The sequence below is a fragment of the Streptomyces sp. NPDC001415 genome (assembly GCF_053597395.1).
In genome coordinates this window covers 62,952-78,125 of the sequence record NZ_JBSFIE010000006.1, presented here as the reverse complement: position 1 = coordinate 78,125, position 15,174 = coordinate 62,952, and the positions used below count along the sequence as shown (strand labels likewise).

Below are 15,174 nucleotides of genomic sequence, written 5' to 3'. Positions count from 1 at the left end.
CCCCGCACCCCGGCCCCGCTACACACCGACGGCGGTCCTACCCCGCCGCGGCGAACTCCGTCATCCCCTCCGCGAACCCGACGGCCGGCTTCCAGCCCAGCTCGCTCCGCAGCCGCGCCGAGTCCGCCGTGATGTGCCTTACGTCGCCGAGCCGGTACTCGCCCGTCACCACCGGATCGGGGCCCCCGTGCGCCGAGGCCAGCGCCCGGGCCATCTCGCCCACGGTGTGCGGCGTCCCGCTCCCCGTGTTGTAGGCGGTGAGTGCGCCGGGCGGCCGGCTTGAGAGCGCTTCCAGCGCCACCACGTTCGCCGCCGCCACATCCCGTACGTGCACGAAGTCCCGGCGCTGGCGGCCGTCCTCGAAGACCCGCGGCGCCTCGCCGCGTGCCAGCGACGAGCGGAAGAACGAGGCCACCCCGGCGTAGGGAGTGTCGCGCGGCATCCCGGGCCCGTACACGTTGTGGTAGCGCAGCGACAGCGCACGTCCGCCGGTCGCCCGGGCCCAGGCGGCGGCCAGGTGCTCCTGCGCCAGCTTGGTCGTGGCGTACACGTTGCGCGGATCGACCGGCGCGTCCTCCGATACCAGCCCGGGGCTCAACTCGGCGTCGCAGCAAGGGCATTGGGGCTCGAACCGCCCCGCGTCGAGCCACTCGACCGGCCGCGGCCCGGGGCGAACGACCCCGTGTTCGGGGCACTCGTAGCGCCCCTCCCCGTAGACCACCATCGACCCCGCGAGGACCAGTTCCCGTACCCCCGCGTCGGCCATCGCCGTCAAGAGGACCGCGGTGCCGAGGTCGTTGCAGCTCACATAGGCGGGCGCGTCGGCGAAACCGGTGCCGAGTCCGACCATCGCCGCCTGGTGGCACACCGCGTCGACCCCGACCAGCGCCCCGGCGACGACGTCCGGATCGCGGACGTCGTCCCCCGGACGGACCGCCCGGTCCAGGACGAGCGGCTCGTGGCCGTGTGCGGCCAGCGCTGTGACAATGTGCGAGCCGATGAAGCCCGCGCCTCCCGTGACAAGTACACGCATAGAGGAGACGCTACGGATGTGGAGCCTCCGCGTCACCGCTCCACCCCGCCATGTCACCACCCCGTAAGGAGTATCCGGACATGCCTGTTGAGCCGCTGTCACAGAAGGACATCGAGGACCGGCTGCGCGAGCTGCCCGGCTGGTCGCTGTCGGACGACCACGACCGGATCTCCCGGAGTTTCCGTCTCGCCAACCACTTCGCCGCGACGGCCATGGTCGTCCACGTGGCCCAGATCCAGGAGGAGCTCGGCCACCACAGCGACCTCACCCTCGGCTACAACACGATCGCCCTGTCCGTGAACACCCACGACGCTGGCGGCGCACTCACCGACCTGGACTTCCAACTCGCCCACCGGGTGGAGGAGATCGCTGCGGGCCACGGCGCGGGATGACACCGCTGCGGGTGGCACCACAGAAAGCGCTGAGAGCGCTCTCGCCCCAGCCCGCCCAGCCTGGCTAGCCCGCCACCCGCGTCATCTCCATGATCCAGTTGAGCACCCACGTGTCGCCGCCGTCCGTGGAGAACGCCTGCTCCCAACGGGCGGTCGTGGGGCTGATACCGGACCAGTGGAAGCGGACCTTCACGTCCTTGCCGTCGTACGTGTCGTCGCCGAAGAAGTCCCCGGTGCCGTCGGGCCCGAAGCGCCCGCGCACCGGCGGGTCGAGCCGACCGGTGCGGCTGCTGGCCCAGTTCAGGGACCAGTCACCGGTGTCGCGGTCGTAGAGCCGCAGGGTCAGACCCGAGACACCCTTGGAGGGAAAGGAGATCTCGTCGAAGTGGGCGCCGCCCGCGAAGTGCACGGAGCCCTCGGTGCGCCCGGGGAACTCCTCCCAGCCGCTGTCGGGGTCGAGGAAGTCGAGCAGCCGGCGGTTGTGGACGTTCCAGCTGCCTACGAGAAAGTCGAAGTCGTTCATGGGGAGGACAGTAAGAGCGCTCCACTGACATCCACTGTCAGTGGAGTCGGGAGAGTCGGGCAAGCTGGTCGGCATGCGCGCGAGCAGACTCGTATCCCTGTTGCTCCTCCTCCAGACCCGGGGACGGATGACCGCCGCCCAGCTCGCCGCCGAGCTGGAGGTGTCCGTACGCACGGTCTATCGCGACACCGAGGCCCTGGCCGCCGCCGGCGTGCCGCTCTACGGCGACGCCGGGCATGCGGGCGGATACCAGCTCGTCGACGGCTACCGCACCCGGCTCACCGGCCTGACCAGCGACGAGGCCGAGGTCCTTTTCCTGTCCGGGCTCCCGGGGCCGGCCGCGGACCTGGGGCTCGGCCCGGTCCTGGCCGCGGCCCAGATGAAGGTGCGCGCCGCGCTCCCGGCCGCACTGCGCACCCACGCCGACCGCATCCGATCGCGCTTCCATCTGGACACCCCCGGCTGGTACGCGGACGCGGATCCGGTGCCGTTCCTGGAGCAGGTCGCCGACGCCGTGTGGCGCGGCCGTGTCCTCGACGTCCGCTACCGCCGCTGGAAGGAGCCGACCGAGGTCGACCGCCGCCTGGAGCCGTACGGACTGGTCCTGAAGGCGGGCCGCTGGTACGTCGTGGCCGGGCCCGGGCCGCGCACCTACCGGGTCGACCAGATCCTCCAACTGTCCATCGCCGAAGAGGAGTTCGAGACCCCGGAGGGGTTCGACCTGGCCGGGTACTGGCGGCGGGCGCAGGACGACTTCCATGCCCGGCTGCACCGGGGCGAGGCGGTGGTGCGCCTCTCGCCGCGCGGCGCCGAACGGCTCACCGGTGCCGTGGCCCGCGCCTTCGCCGAGACCGGAGCCGAGGACTCCGACGGCTGGACCCGTGCCGTCCTCCCCATCGAATCCCTCGACCAGGCCCACCGCGAATTCCTGGCGCTCGGGGCGGAGATCGAAGTGCTGGCACCGGCGGAGCTGAGGTCTCAACTTGCCGCTACCGTACGGAAGTTGACTGACCTGTATACCGAGTGAGCGATATCGAGCCATGCCGATGGGACCGCATGCCGTACGAGTGGTCCCCCCTGCTCGATCGCGCCGAACCGTTGCCCCAGGCATCGCCCCAACCGATGCCCTCACCGTCGACCTCGCCGTTGGGCTGAACGAGTAGCGGAGAGTAACTTCCGCGCCGTGGTCCCTGTTCTGTGGCTATGTGGGGCGGCGCCACATAGGAACGGGCCCCTCACGCTGAGACCACCTCCACACCAGGAGCACCATAGTGATCAAGAAGGTTCTGACCGGCGCGGTCTTCGCCACCGCTGCCGCGATGGCCGTCGCCGCACCCGCGTCGGCGCACACCACCGCGAACAAGGCTCCCAATGCGCACGACAGCATCCGTGCTGCCCGTGCCGTGTCGGGCACGACCGTGAGCGCCACTGGCGCCACGGGCTTCGGGACCCGCAACGGTGACACCGCCATCGCGGGTGAGTCGGGCGGCATCCTCAACACCTACGGCGCCTCGCTGATCAACGTCGACGCCCGCTGCCTGGTGCCGCTGCCGGAGGGCGAGGGCATCGGCGGACACGGCCTCGGTGGCCCCAAGGCCGCCTGCAACCTCGCGCCCGTCGACCAGTACCAGGCTCCGCAGAAGCTCCTCTGATCGTAGGGGCTCCGCTGATCGTCTCCGACGGCCCCCGACAAGAGCGTCTCTTGCCGGGGGCCGCCGTTTGCCCGCAGCGCTGGCCGGCGCGGGGCCGGCGCAGGTGGACCGACCCCCGTCCGCCCCGCCCGCGCCGGGTCATACGTGCCAGTCGCCCGCAGTCGCCGCGTCCCTCGCGAAGTCCGCGAAGTCGAGGGGCTCGCGGCCCAGGACCCGCTTCACGCCGTCCGTCGTCGACGCGTTGTGGCCGTCGAGCAGCATGCTGAACAGCCCGGCCAGCCACTCGGCGTCCGGCCCGGGCAGACCGTACTGGGTGAGCTGCTCCGCGTACTCGGCGGCCGACACCGGCACATAGCGGATCGCGCGCCCGGTCGCCCGCGAAAGTTCGGCCGTGACCTCCGCGAAGGTGAGCAGGCGCGGACCTGTCAGCTCGTACGTCTGCCCGGCGTGGCCGTCCTCTGTGAGCGCGGCGACCACGACATCGGCCAAGTCGCCGGCGTCGACCCAGGGTTCGGCGGTGTCGCCGCCCGGGAAGGCCACCGTTCCCGCCAATACGCCCTCGACCATCGCGCCCTCACTGAAGTTCTGCGCGAAGAAGGCGGCGCGGACCACCGTGAGATCCGGGCACGCCTCGCGGAGAGCGCTCTCGGCGAGGGCTGCCTCCGGCTCGCCCCGGCCCGAAAGCAGAACGACCCGGCCCACGCCGTTGGCCGCGGCGAGCCGGCCGAACCGGCGCATCGCGTCTGCCGCGCCCGGCGCCGCGAGGTCGGGGTAGTAGGCCACATACGCGGCGTACGCGCCACATAGTGCGGCGCCCCATGTGGAGTCGTCCGCCCAGTCGAAGCGGACCTCGCCGGACCGCGACCCCGACCGGACCGGAATCCCGCGCGCGGTGAGACGCTCGACCACCCGGTGGCCCGTCTTCCCCGTGCCGCTGGTCACCAGCACCGTCCGCTCGTTCATGTGGTCCGCCCCCTCGTTCATGTGGTCCGCTCCCTTCAACTCGCTTGTCCGCCGCGCGCCTTGCGTCGTGTTCGTCATGCGTCCAGCCTCGTCGGACGGCCCTGGACTCTCCATGCGCCAGAGGCCAATCCCGATACGCGTTCGTCTACGCCTCGTGCGGTCCGACGCGTTCTACGCTGGCTCCATGGACGCACTCGCCGGACTGCTCGACGGACCGCGGGCCAGAGGCGCCTTCCTGCTGCGCATGGTGATGGAACCCCCGTGGTCCGTACGGATCGAGGACCGCGCGCCGATCTGCCTGATGTCCATGACGGCGGGCGAGGCCTGGATCGTGCCCGACCACGGCGAGGCCGTGCACATCGCCCCCGGCGATGTCGTCATCGTGCGCGGCCCCGACCCGTACACCGTCACGCACTCACCGGAGCTCGCACCGTTCACCCGGATCGGCCCCGGCGAGACCTGCACCACCCTGCGCGGGGAAGCGCTCTCAGCCTCCATGGACCTGGGTATACGCACCTGGGGCAACGCCCCGGACGGCTCGGCCACCATGCTCGTCGGCACGTATCTGATGGAGGGGGAGATCAGCGGGCGGCTCCTCGACGCGCTGCCGCCGGTGGTGCTGCTGACCGCGCAGGAGTGGAACTGCTCGCTCATGCCGCTCCTGGACGACGAGATCTCGCGCGACGAACCCGGCCAGAGTGTCGTCCTGGACCGGCTGCTCGATCTGCTGCTCATCGCGGTGCTGCGCTCGTGGTTCTCACGGCCCGGCGCGGACGCGCCCGCCTGGTACCACGCGATGGGCGATCCGGTGGTCGGACCCGCGCTGCGGCTGATGCAGAACAGCCCGGCGCACCCCTGGACGGTGGCGTCCCTCGCCGCCAAGTGCGGGGTGTCACGAGCGGGCTTCGCGCGCCGCTTCACCGAGCTGGTGGGGGAGCCGCCGATGGCCTATCTGACCGGATGGCGCCTGGCCCTGGCCGCCGACCGCCTCCGCGAGACGGACGCCACCGTCGACGCCATCGCCCGGCAGGTCGGCTACAGCGGGGCATTCGCACTGAGCGCCGCGTTCAAACGCGTTCGCGGCATCAGCCCTCAGGAACACCGGGCTCTTCGCCGCAGCGACTGAACGCCGACTGGCCAAGGGGCGCGCGAGGTGCCCCGAGCGCAGGCCGGAGAGCGCTCTCACGCCCGGATGGGCTGCGAGAGATCGTCGTCGCCGACCACCCGGAACACCCCGCCGCCGAGCGACGGGCCGACCAGGCCGGCGAGACGGTCCATGCGGCGCTGTTCGCTCGCCGCGATGCGCTCCATCCATACGGGGATGTCCTCCGGATCAGCATCGATCAAGGCGCAGGTCAGGATCTCCCGCGGGTCCTCAAGGCTGAGCGCGCTCAGCACGCGGCGCGGGTCGCCGGGGAAGGTCTCGTCGGGCAGCCAGGCATTGCGGAAGGCGGCGTAGTCGACTCCCTCGTTGAGGCGGCGCAGCGAAGTCCCGATCAGCATGGTGAACCTCCGGTAGGGGCGGTGCGGTGGGGCAGTGCGGTGGGGTGAGGCTTGATTCTTACGTTGTAAGTTTCACGTTGGGGATAGAGTGCCCTTACGTCGTAAGAATCGTCAAGAGGCGGATGGGGAGGACCTGATGGCGGATCGACGGGGGCGACCCAAGGCGGGGCTCAGCCGTGACAAGGTGCTGGACGCGGCGCTGGACTTCGTCGACCGCGAAGGCGTCGCCGCGCTCACCATGCGGGCACTCGGCGCCGAACTCGGCGTGGAAGCCATGACGCTCTATCACCACGTGGGAAACAAGGGGAAGTTGCTCGATGCCCTCGTCGGCCGGGTGGTGCGCCGAGCCGCCGTCGGGCTGCCGTACGACGGCGCGGATTCCCCGTCCGTCGGGACCGCCGACGACTGGACCGGGTGGGCCCGGGCCCTCGCATCGCGACTGCGGGCCGAACTGCTGCGTCACCCGGGCGTGTTGCCGCTCATCGCCACCCGCCCGCTGAGCTCCGCCGACGATCTGGAGTTGATGGAGGAGTGGCTCGCCGCTCTGACAGGGGCGGGGCTCGCGCTCGGCCGGGCGATGGACGTCATCAACGCCCTGGCCACGTTCACCGTCGGCCATACCCTCGCCGAGGCCGGCCGTACCCCGGGTGAGCGCGCGGACGCCCCCGACCTCGACGACGTGGCCCCGGACCCGGAGCGCTTTCCCCTGCTCGCCGAGGTGACGGCCACCCGCGCCGGCCTGGACTTCGCCGAACGCTTCGACCGCACCGTTGACTTCATCCTGGCCGGCTACCGGGACCTGGGGCAGGAATAATCCCTTCCCGGCCACCCCTGCGGCCTCGCCGACTCAACTCCCTCACGAACGACTCTGGTTCCTCCACGACGGGCCCGCATTCCTCCGCGTACCACCCCCGCTCACGCTCAGGTGTCCCCAACTCCCTTACTTACTAGGCGAGTTCGTTGCTTGCTGTGAGCCTGTGAGGGTACGGATACTCGACGCGGCGAGTTGGCATGGACGCCGGTGCACACCGGGGACCCCGGTCGTCGCGTCCTGGCCATCGCGCCCGACGGGCCCGGCGAACACCCGTGGCCGGGCTCAACCCCCCACAGGAGGTTTTGAGTTGAAGCAGCGATGGATGTCAGGCCGACGTGCGGCCACCGCCGCCGCGGGAGCCCTTGCGCTCGGCGCGACCCTGACGATGCAGAGCGCCGACGCAGCCCCCGCACCGGCCACCGCCCCGCAGTCCGCCGCATTCGCCGGACAGCTGGCACACCGGATCGACACCGCTCTCGCGGGCCGCACGGCAGGCTCGTACTACGACGCGGTGAGCAAGAAGCTCGTCGTGAACGTGGTCGACAACGCGACCGCCGACAGCGTCCGCAAGGCGGGCGCCGAAGCCCGTACCGTCAAGCACTCACTGAGCCAACTCAACGCGTCGCGGCAGGAGTTGAAGGCCAAGGCGTCCATACCCGGGACCTCCTGGTCGATGGACCCCGTCAGCAACACCATGGTCGTCAAGGCCGACCGCACCGTCACCGGCGACCGCCTCGCCCAGCTCAACAAGGTGATCCAAGGCCTCGGCGACACGGTCACCCTCAAGAGATCGGCCGGACGCTTCCAGCCGCTCATCGCGGGCGGCGACGCGATCTGGGGCAGCAGCGCCCGCTGCTCGCTCGGCTTCAACGTCACCGTCGGCGGCCAGCCCTACTTCCTGACCGCCGGACACTGCGGCAACGCGGTCTCCAGTTGGTCGGACCAGCAGGGCGGTTCGGAGATCGGGGTCACCGAAGCCTCCACGTTCCCCGGCCACGACTACGCCCTGGTCCGCTACACCAGCGACATCGACCATCCGAGCGCGGTCGACCTGTACAACGGTTCCTCCCAGCCGATCAGCGGCGCCCGCGAGGCCACCGTCGGCGAGCAGGTCCAGCGCAGCGGCTCCACCACCGGCGTCCAGGGCGGCCAGGTCACCGGCCTGAACGCCACCGTGACGTACGAGGAGGGGCAGGTCGACGGCCTGATCGACACCACCGTCTGCGCCGAGCCCGGCGACAGCGGAGGCTCGCTCTTCGACGGCAGTACGGCCCTGGGCCTGACCTCCGGCGGCAGCGGCGACTGCACCTCGGGCGGCGAGACCTTCTTCCAGCCCGTACCGGAAGCACTCCAGGCGTACGGAGCACAGATCGGCTGAGGTCGAGCCGGCCTGAGAGTCCCTGAGAGACCTGAGAGTCCTGAGAACAGAGAGTGCGTTCCGGTCGGACGGGGCCCTCAGAAGGCCGAGCCACCTCGACGGCGATCCGATCCGCCGGACAGACCCTAGGCGTCGCCCGCCAGCAGATGCTGGGGCACCGACCGGAACGTCCAGGCGCCGGCCCGGCGCGTGAAGACCCACACCAGGTCGAAGCGGTCGGGCCACTCCTCCGGGACCCCGTCGGCCTGCGAAGCACCCAGCGCCTCGACGATCGGCGGGATCTTGGAGTGCTCCCAGCAGATCAGCACAGGGGCCGTCGCCGCGAGAGCGGCGGCGGCCAGCGCCTTCTCCTTGCCCTCGGCGAACTCGGTGTCGACCCGGAGATGGAGGGCCTCGGCGAGCGGCGTCGCGGTCTGCCGCATCCGGTGCGCACCGGCGTGCGGTCCCTGGTCCGCCGCGGCGTAGATGGTGGCCGGGCGGGGGAGCGGCGCCGCCCCAGAACTGGCAGGGGAGCCACTGCCGTTGGGGACGAAGAGCCGGGGCAGCGCGTGAGAGCGCTCCCAGCCCCGCTTGGTCAGCGACTTCTTGTCCTGCTTCCCGGACTCGTCGAAGCCCGGATCACCGGAACGGGGCTTCTCGCCATGCCTGATGATCAGGATCGTGGTGTCGCGCCCGGAATCGGGCGGAGCCGAACTCTTCGATGCGGACGGTTCGTCGTGGCCGCCGCCGCAGCCCGCCGCCACGACCGGCGCGGCCAGCGCCAGTCCGAGCAGCACTGCCCGCCGATTCGGTCCGCTTTCCTGAGTCACCTTCGCACCTCTCCTTGTGCCGTTCCCTCGCGTATCAAATGGGGCCCATGTCAAAGGAGTTGATGGTCGATTCGGCTCCGGGGTTCCATGGCTCCGGCGTTCCATGGGCCGGAGGTTCCGAGGCTCCATGGGGGTTCCGCCGCCGGCTGAGAGCGCTCTCGCCGGGCCGCCCGCCCCACCTGCCAAGGGATCCGCTCGCCCGCCGAAAGACGGACTCACTCGACAAAGGCCCCGCTCACTCGACAACAGGCTCCAACTCCCACCACTGCCCGGGAGAGTCGGTGTCCTCCCACTGCTGTACGTTCGCGCCGTCCTCGGCCGAACCCTGGGCGACTTCCAGGAGCAGCCCGCTGATGTAACTGACCAGCGTGACTCGGCCGGGCGCGTCCAAGTGCCGCTCCACGAGCCACTCCTGGGCGCCGAAGTTGTTCGCCTTCCACTGCTGGACATTGGCGCCGTTCTCGGTGGAGGCGTTGGCGACGTCGAGCCGCTTGCCACTGTTGACGTTCACCAGGTGGTAGAGCCCGCCACCGCTGTGCACGGGGGAGATGTGCCACTGCTGCGCGGTGGAACCGCTCTCCTTGCCCTGCTGCACATTGGCCCCGCTGCCCTTGGCGCCGCCGTACACCTCAAGCAGTAGCCCGCTGGCGACGTTGCGTACCAGGTAGCGGCCTTCGGGCAGGGCGGGGTTCCGCGTGTCATTCATGATCTCGAAGGATACGGTCATGACAACGCCGCCGCACGGAGGAATCGGGCGGCGGCGTAGTCACGTGACAGTGCGGTCACCTGACAGTGCGGTGCCGTCAGTGGTGGCGGCTCTCGCGGGCCAGCGCGGTCACGAAGTGGGCCGCGTCGATGGTGCCGACGCCGGTCGCCATGTCGTAGCCGTTCACCGCGGTGTAGCCGGTGACGCCCTGGTAGCTGTTGTTCGTGCCGTCGTTGACGTCGACGAGACCCGAGCCGGGCTTGTACCCCTCGTGCTTGTACAGCGAGTACAGCGCGTCGTTGATGTTGCCGAGGCGGTGGCCGGCGGCCTGGTCGGCGAGGGCGACGATGCCGGAGAACAGCGGGCTAGCCTCGCTCGTTCCGCCGGACACGTCCCAGCCGACGGCGGTCGGGTCGTAGCTGGAGTACACCCAGGCGCCGCCGTTGACCGCGGCCGCCATCGAGATGTCCGGGGTGCCGCGGCGGTTGCCGACGATGCCGCGCACGCCGTTCTGGAAGGAGGGCCGCTCGAAGACGTGCGACTGACCGCCACCGCCCGCGCCGTTGTCGTTGTACACGCTCTCGGGCTTGAGGCGGTTGCCCTTGTCGTCGAGGTGCAGCTGGGTGCCGCCGATCGACGTGACCAGCGGGTCGGAGGAGGGCCAGGAGTTGACGCGCTCCTTGTAGTAGCCGCTGCCGTCCGCCGTGTTGTCGGTGGCGCCGCCGTCACCGGAGGAGGCGAGCACGGTCACACCGTGGGCCGCCGCGTCCTTGAACGCGTACCGCAGGTTCTTGATGCTGGAGAAGTCGCCCTTGTCGAAGCCCGGGAACGTGTTCTCCGTGGCGCCGAAGCTCTGGGTGATGACATCGCCGATGCCCTGGTCGATGAGGTGCTTCTCGGCGTCCATCATCTCGGGAAGGCCGGTGACACCCTCGGTCTCGGCGACCGCGGTCTCCACCAGAATGATCTTCGCGTCCGGGGCGACCGCGTGAGCCATCTCGACGTCGAGCGTGGACTCACCGGCCCAGCCGGTCATGTCCTTGTTCTTGGGGTCCCACTTGGGAACGTTGCCCCACTTGACCACGTCGACCTTGCTGCTGGGAATGCCGTACTGCTTGCTGTACACGTCCAGGTCGTGCTGGATCGTCGGCGAGCCGAAGGAGTCCACGATCACGATCGTGCGGCCCTTGCCGGTGATGCCCGCCTTGTAGAGCGGGTTGAGGTTGTACGCCTGGCGGTACTGCAGCGGGCCGTAGCAGGCGATCTTCCACTTGGCCTGGCACTGCTCGGTGCTGAGCGGGCCGCTGGTCGAGTGGGCGAGGTGCTGTCCGGAGATGGCCGGGACGGGCTTTACCTGCGGGACGGCAGGTGCGGCGGTGGCGGACCCGGACAGCGGGGTCGCTATCACCGCGGCGGCGGCAAGGGCGGTGGCCCCGACTGTCGCTGCTGCGGTACGAGTCCGGGGGCGAGCTATGCGCATGAATGCTCCCTGTGTGGGGTGAAGCCGCGCGGGGCGGTCTTCGCGATCCCATCGGGAAGGTCATGCGCAGGACAAGAGGATTTAGTGCTTGATGTCGAACGCTTTGCCTGGGCAGTGCACTTGAATGAACATTCTTGGTTGGTCCCTGACCAACCAAAGTCAAAAAACGACAAAAGGGGCGCCGCCCGACTGGGTCGGACGGCGCCCCTTCTATGTGCTGGTCACGTCTTTACGCGCTGGTCACGTGCTGGTCAGTGCAGGTGACTAGGCACCGAGGTTGAACTCGGCCGGGTTCGGCCCCAGGCGCTTGCCCTCGTCAAGCGCGGCGAGCGCGGCCAGGTCGTCCGCGTCGAGCTCGAAGTCGAAGACATCGATGTTCTCCTTGATCCGCGACGGCGTCACGGACTTCGGGATCACGACGTTGCCGATCTGGAGGTGCCAGCGCAGCACCACCTGGGCGGCGGTGCGACCGTGCTTCTGTGCGATCGCGACCACGGTCGGGACCTCCAGGAGCCCCCGGCCCTGGCCGAGCGGCGACCAGGCCTCGGTCGCGATGGAGTGCTTGGCGTGCAGGGCGCGCGACTCCGCCTGGGCGAGCTGCGGGTGCAGCTCGATCTGGTTGACGGCCGGGACCACCGAGGTCTCGCCGAGCAGCCGCTCCAGGTGCACCGGCTGGAAGTTGGAGACACCGATCGCCCTGGCCCGGCCGTCCGCGAGGATCTTCTCGAACGCCTTGTACGTGTCGACGTACGCGTCCTTGGCCGGCACCGGCCAGTGGATCAGGTACAGGTCGACGTAGTCCAGGCCGAGCTTGTCGAGCGAGGCGTCGAACGCCCGCAGGGTCGAGTCGTACCCCTGCTCCGAGTTCCAGAGCTTCGTCGTGACGAAGAGGTCTTCGCGGGCGACCCCCGAAGCGGCGACGGCCTTGCCGGTGCCCCGCTCGTTCTCGTAGATCGCGGCGGTGTCGATGCTCCGGTACCCGGACTCGATGGCCGTAGCGACCGCCTTCGCGGCCTCGTCGTCCGGCACCTGCCAGACACCGAAACCGAGCTGCGGCATCTCGACGCCGTTGTTGAGGGTGATGGAGGGGACCTTGCTCACGAGCGGTCGATCCTTACGTCGTCGGTTGGTACTCCCATGGTCAACGAACGAGCGGAGCGACGCATTCCCAACGGGACCGTCCGATCGCGGCTGACCTGCGGTTCAGCACCACTCGTGGCTCCCGGTCGGCGCGGCTCCTGACTCACCGTTCAGTAACGCGTGATGTGGGGCTCAGGATGATTGGCCGATATAGCTCCGACCTTCTCGGTCCGAACCATTGACCATGCCTCGGCAAGGCGCGACGCTATGGCACATAGCTGAACGCCGGACACTCATGTGAACACGCTGTCTGTCCAGCTCAGGTGACTGCTCATGTGCGCGACACACACCGTTCACTCCTGAACCCCACCTCTCAGGAAGGCAGGTACACCCCATGAAGGACACGCACGAGACATCGGAGGAAACGGCGGCGGTCGCGGTCTGGGAAACCCCCGGGTGCACGGTCGCCGAGACCGCGCCCGAAGTCACCGGCCACTTCCACGCCGACCGGTAGGCGCCGCGCCATGCTGCTGCAGGTGCTTGGCACCGCGGCGGGTGGCGGTGCCCCCGGTGGAGCTGCGGGTGTCCCGGCCGTGCCGGTACGCGCGTCCACCCGCGGCGCCGCCGTCGGGTACGCCTCCCTCGCCGCCAGGTGCTCGTCGAGCCGGGTCTCAACAGGGAAGTCGACCGTATCGAGCTCGCCAACGCCCAGCTCTCGGGAGTGGATCCGGACGGAGTCGCCCGCCCTCCATGCCCGTGCGCCCTCCAAGTCCGTACGCGGCACAGCCAACCCCGCACCTTCCCCCTGAGGTGACCATGATCAGCTCCCCGGCCCGCCCAGGGCACAGCACCCGAGGCCGTCGACCCCGCAAGCTTTTAGGGACCCTGCTCGCCGCGCTCCTCACCGTCGCCGGCCTCGCCCTCGGTGCGGTCGGTCCCGCGACCGCATCGCAGCCCCGCGACGCGAAGGCCGCCGATTGGTCGGTCGCGATGACGAAGTCGACGCTGGCCCGCTTCAGCCCGACCTCCATCGGCGAATGGTCGTACCCGGTCGGCCTGTATCTCTACGGCCAGTACGAGGTCTACCAGCGCACCCACGATGCCAAGTTGCTGTCCTTCATCAAGAGTTACGTCGACCGGTTCGTCGACAGCAAGGGCAGCGTCAACCAGAGCTTCGACAGCCTCGACAGCATGCAGGCCGGGCGGCTCCTGGTGATCCTGCACCACGAGACCGGCCAGGACCGGTACCGGATCGCCGCCCAGAAGATCCGCAACCGACTGAACAGTTACCCCCGCACGTCCGACGGCGGTTTCTGGCACGCCGACTCCGCCAGTCGGGCCCATCAACTCTGGGCGGACGGGGCCTACATGGTCAACCCGTTCCTCGTCGAGTACGGCAGGGAGTTCAAGGACTCGGCGTACACCGACGACGAGGCCGCCAAGCAACTCGCCGTCTACGGCGGTCACTTGCAGGTCGCCAACGGGCTGCTCAAGCACGCGTACGACGAGTCGCGCACCCAGAGCTGGGCCGATCCCGCGACCGGGCTCGCCCCCGAGCACTGGTGTCGAGCCATCGGCTGGTACTCGATGGCCATGGTCAACGTCCTGGATGCCCTCCCCGCCAACCATCACCGCCGCCCTCAACTCATCGCGTACATAAGGAACTTGGCGAGCGGGCTGGAGCGCTATCAGGATCCGGAGACCGGCCGCTGGTTCCAGGTCGTCGACAAGGGATCCCAGTCCGACAACTGGACCGAGACCTCCTGCTCCAGCATGTTCACCTACGCGCTCGACCGATCCGTCCAACAGGGCTACATCGACCCACACTTCGAGACGGTCGCCCAACGCGGCTACCAAGGTGTCCTCGCCAGGATCTCGCTCGGCTCGGGCGGCCGGACCAACCTCACCGACATCTCCATCGGTACCGGCGTCGGTGACTACTCCTACTACGTCGGGCGCACTCGGGCCACCAATGACTTCCACGGCCTCGGCGCCTTCCTGATCATGAACGAACAACTCAGGGCGAGGTGACTCCCAGATGACTCCCACCCGCAGGGCCCTGCTCTCGGCCGCACTGGGCGGCGCGGCGGCGGCCGGGCTTCCCGGCGCAGGCGTCGGCGCGCATGCCGCGTCCTGGCAGCAGAAATGGGCGCCGTCGGCGGCCACCGACGGGCTCAAGGCCTTCGAAACGGTCGAGGACGACCGGGCGAACTCACACCCCGACGGTCACCCCCACATCCTTCCCGACGGCAACAACTTCCGCTTCACCATGCACACCGTCGACCGTGACACCATGACCGACCGGCAGCGCCAGGAGGTCACCGGGCTCCGCAACGGCGGCTCGTACCTGAAGTGGCTGCCCGGCCAGACCTGGCGGCTCACGTACTCCATGTTCATTCCGAGCTCGCTGGAGGCGACCACCACCTTCACCCACATCATGCAGATGAAGCAGCCCGGCAACGGCACCTCGCCGATCGTCGTGCAGTCGCTGCGCCGGGTGAACGGCTCCGGGACCATCGAGCTCCAACTCCCCATCAGTGGCACCCTCGTAGGCCGTACGAGCCTCGATCCACTGCACGACAAGTGGACCGACGTCGACTTCCAGATCAAGGTCGGCGACAAGACCGCGGGCTCCGTGCGCTGGATCCTCAAGAGCGGCGGCGCCACCGTCATCGACAAGTCGGTGACCGGCGTCGACACCTTTCTCGCCGACCGGGTCCGCCCGAAGTGGGGCATCTATCGCTCCCTCGGTGACACCTCCGGGTCCCTGCGGAACACGTATCTGCTGCTGACCAACCTGCGCGGCTACCAGCTCGTCTGACCACCCATCCGACCCCCCAT

16 protein-coding genes are annotated in these 15,174 nt (G+C 69.5%); 8 read left to right on the top strand and 8 right to left on the bottom strand.

What is annotated here, in order from left to right:
- Positions 1-37 precede the first annotated feature (37 nt).
- Complete coding sequence (locus ACWC2B_RS09855) at positions 38-1,033, bottom strand: NAD-dependent epimerase/dehydratase family protein (RefSeq protein WP_450715959.1); 996 nt, start codon at positions 1,031-1,033, stop codon at positions 38-40.
- Positions 1,034-1,113: 80 nt separating this feature from the next.
- Here ACWC2B_RS09855 and ACWC2B_RS09850 point away from each other — a divergent pair, with 80 nt between their 5' ends.
- Positions 1,114-1,425: a 4a-hydroxytetrahydrobiopterin dehydratase gene (locus ACWC2B_RS09850; RefSeq protein WP_450715958.1), complete on the top strand. Its 312-nt coding sequence runs from the start codon at positions 1,114-1,116 to the stop codon at positions 1,423-1,425.
- Between the two features lie 64 nt (positions 1,426-1,489).
- On the opposite strand, the gene ACWC2B_RS09845 is transcribed toward ACWC2B_RS09850, so the two are convergent.
- Complete coding sequence (locus tag ACWC2B_RS09845) at positions 1,490-1,948, bottom strand: hypothetical protein (protein WP_450715957.1); 459 nt, start codon at positions 1,946-1,948, stop codon at positions 1,490-1,492.
- Positions 1,949-2,021: 73 nt separating this feature from the next.
- Between ACWC2B_RS09845 and ACWC2B_RS09840 the strand changes: the two genes are divergently transcribed.
- Both ACWC2B_RS09840 and ACWC2B_RS09835 read left to right on the top strand, forming a co-directional pair.
- A complete protein-coding gene (locus ACWC2B_RS09840; RefSeq protein WP_450715956.1) occupies positions 2,022-2,975 on the top strand; it encodes a helix-turn-helix transcriptional regulator in 954 nt (317 codons plus the stop codon).
- A gap of 244 nt (positions 2,976-3,219) precedes the next feature.
- On the top strand, positions 3,220-3,600 hold the full coding sequence (locus tag ACWC2B_RS09835; RefSeq protein WP_450715955.1) for a hypothetical protein: 381 nt from the start codon (positions 3,220-3,222) through the stop codon (positions 3,598-3,600).
- A gap of 138 nt (positions 3,601-3,738) precedes the next feature.
- Here ACWC2B_RS09835 and ACWC2B_RS09830 read toward each other — a convergent pair whose 3' ends face one another.
- Positions 3,739-4,584 (bottom strand): NmrA family transcriptional regulator, encoded by an 846-nt coding sequence (locus tag ACWC2B_RS09830; protein ID WP_450715954.1) that lies wholly within the window; start codon positions 4,582-4,584, stop codon positions 3,739-3,741.
- 163 nt (positions 4,585-4,747) lie between these two features.
- Between ACWC2B_RS09830 and ACWC2B_RS09825 the strand changes: the two genes are divergently transcribed.
- A complete protein-coding gene (locus tag ACWC2B_RS09825) occupies positions 4,748-5,689 on the top strand; it encodes a cupin domain-containing protein (RefSeq protein WP_450715953.1) in 942 nt (313 codons plus the stop codon).
- Positions 5,690-5,745: 56 nt separating this feature from the next.
- Here the strand turns inward: ACWC2B_RS09825 and ACWC2B_RS09820 are convergent, their stop codons facing one another.
- Positions 5,746-6,066, bottom strand: coding sequence for a hypothetical protein (locus tag ACWC2B_RS09820; RefSeq protein WP_450715952.1), 321 nt, complete (start codon positions 6,064-6,066; stop codon positions 5,746-5,748).
- 136 nt (positions 6,067-6,202) lie between these two features.
- Here ACWC2B_RS09820 and ACWC2B_RS09815 point away from each other — a divergent pair, with 136 nt between their 5' ends.
- Together ACWC2B_RS09815 and ACWC2B_RS09810 are read left to right on the top strand one after the other, a co-directional pair.
- Positions 6,203-6,880 (top strand): TetR/AcrR family transcriptional regulator C-terminal domain-containing protein, encoded by a 678-nt coding sequence (locus tag ACWC2B_RS09815; RefSeq protein ID WP_450715951.1) that lies wholly within the window; start codon positions 6,203-6,205, stop codon positions 6,878-6,880.
- 307 nt (positions 6,881-7,187) lie between these two features.
- The gene (locus tag ACWC2B_RS09810; RefSeq protein WP_450715950.1) at positions 7,188-8,258 is read left to right on the top strand and encodes a S1 family peptidase; all 1,071 of its coding nucleotides are present in this window, start codon (positions 7,188-7,190) and stop codon (positions 8,256-8,258) included.
- Positions 8,259-8,383: 125 nt separating this feature from the next.
- Here the strand turns inward: ACWC2B_RS09810 and ACWC2B_RS09805 are convergent, their stop codons facing one another.
- The 4 genes from ACWC2B_RS09805 to ACWC2B_RS09790 all read right to left on the bottom strand — a co-directional run bounded on the left by ACWC2B_RS09805 (position 8,384) and on the right by ACWC2B_RS09790 (position 12,354).
- A complete protein-coding gene (locus ACWC2B_RS09805) occupies positions 8,384-9,067 on the bottom strand; it encodes a hypothetical protein (RefSeq protein WP_450715949.1) in 684 nt (227 codons plus the stop codon).
- Between the two features lie 235 nt (positions 9,068-9,302).
- Positions 9,303-9,773: an RICIN domain-containing protein gene (locus ACWC2B_RS09800; protein WP_450715948.1), complete on the bottom strand. Its 471-nt coding sequence runs from the start codon at positions 9,771-9,773 to the stop codon at positions 9,303-9,305.
- A gap of 97 nt (positions 9,774-9,870) precedes the next feature.
- The gene (locus tag ACWC2B_RS09795) at positions 9,871-11,253 is read right to left on the bottom strand and encodes a S53 family peptidase (protein ID WP_450715947.1); all 1,383 of its coding nucleotides are present in this window, start codon (positions 11,251-11,253) and stop codon (positions 9,871-9,873) included.
- Positions 11,254-11,517: 264 nt separating this feature from the next.
- The gene (locus tag ACWC2B_RS09790) at positions 11,518-12,354 is read right to left on the bottom strand and encodes an aldo/keto reductase (protein WP_450715946.1); all 837 of its coding nucleotides are present in this window, start codon (positions 12,352-12,354) and stop codon (positions 11,518-11,520) included.
- A gap of 795 nt (positions 12,355-13,149) precedes the next feature.
- On the opposite strand from ACWC2B_RS09790, the gene ACWC2B_RS09785 reads away from it, so the two are divergent.
- A complete protein-coding gene (locus tag ACWC2B_RS09785; RefSeq protein ID WP_450715945.1) occupies positions 13,150-14,364 on the top strand; it encodes a glycoside hydrolase family 88/105 protein in 1,215 nt (404 codons plus the stop codon).
- Positions 14,365-14,371: 7 nt separating this feature from the next.
- Positions 14,372-15,154 (top strand): Tat pathway signal sequence domain protein, encoded by a 783-nt coding sequence (locus ACWC2B_RS09780; protein WP_450715944.1) that lies wholly within the window; start codon positions 14,372-14,374, stop codon positions 15,152-15,154.
- Positions 15,155-15,174: the final 20 nt, after the last annotated feature.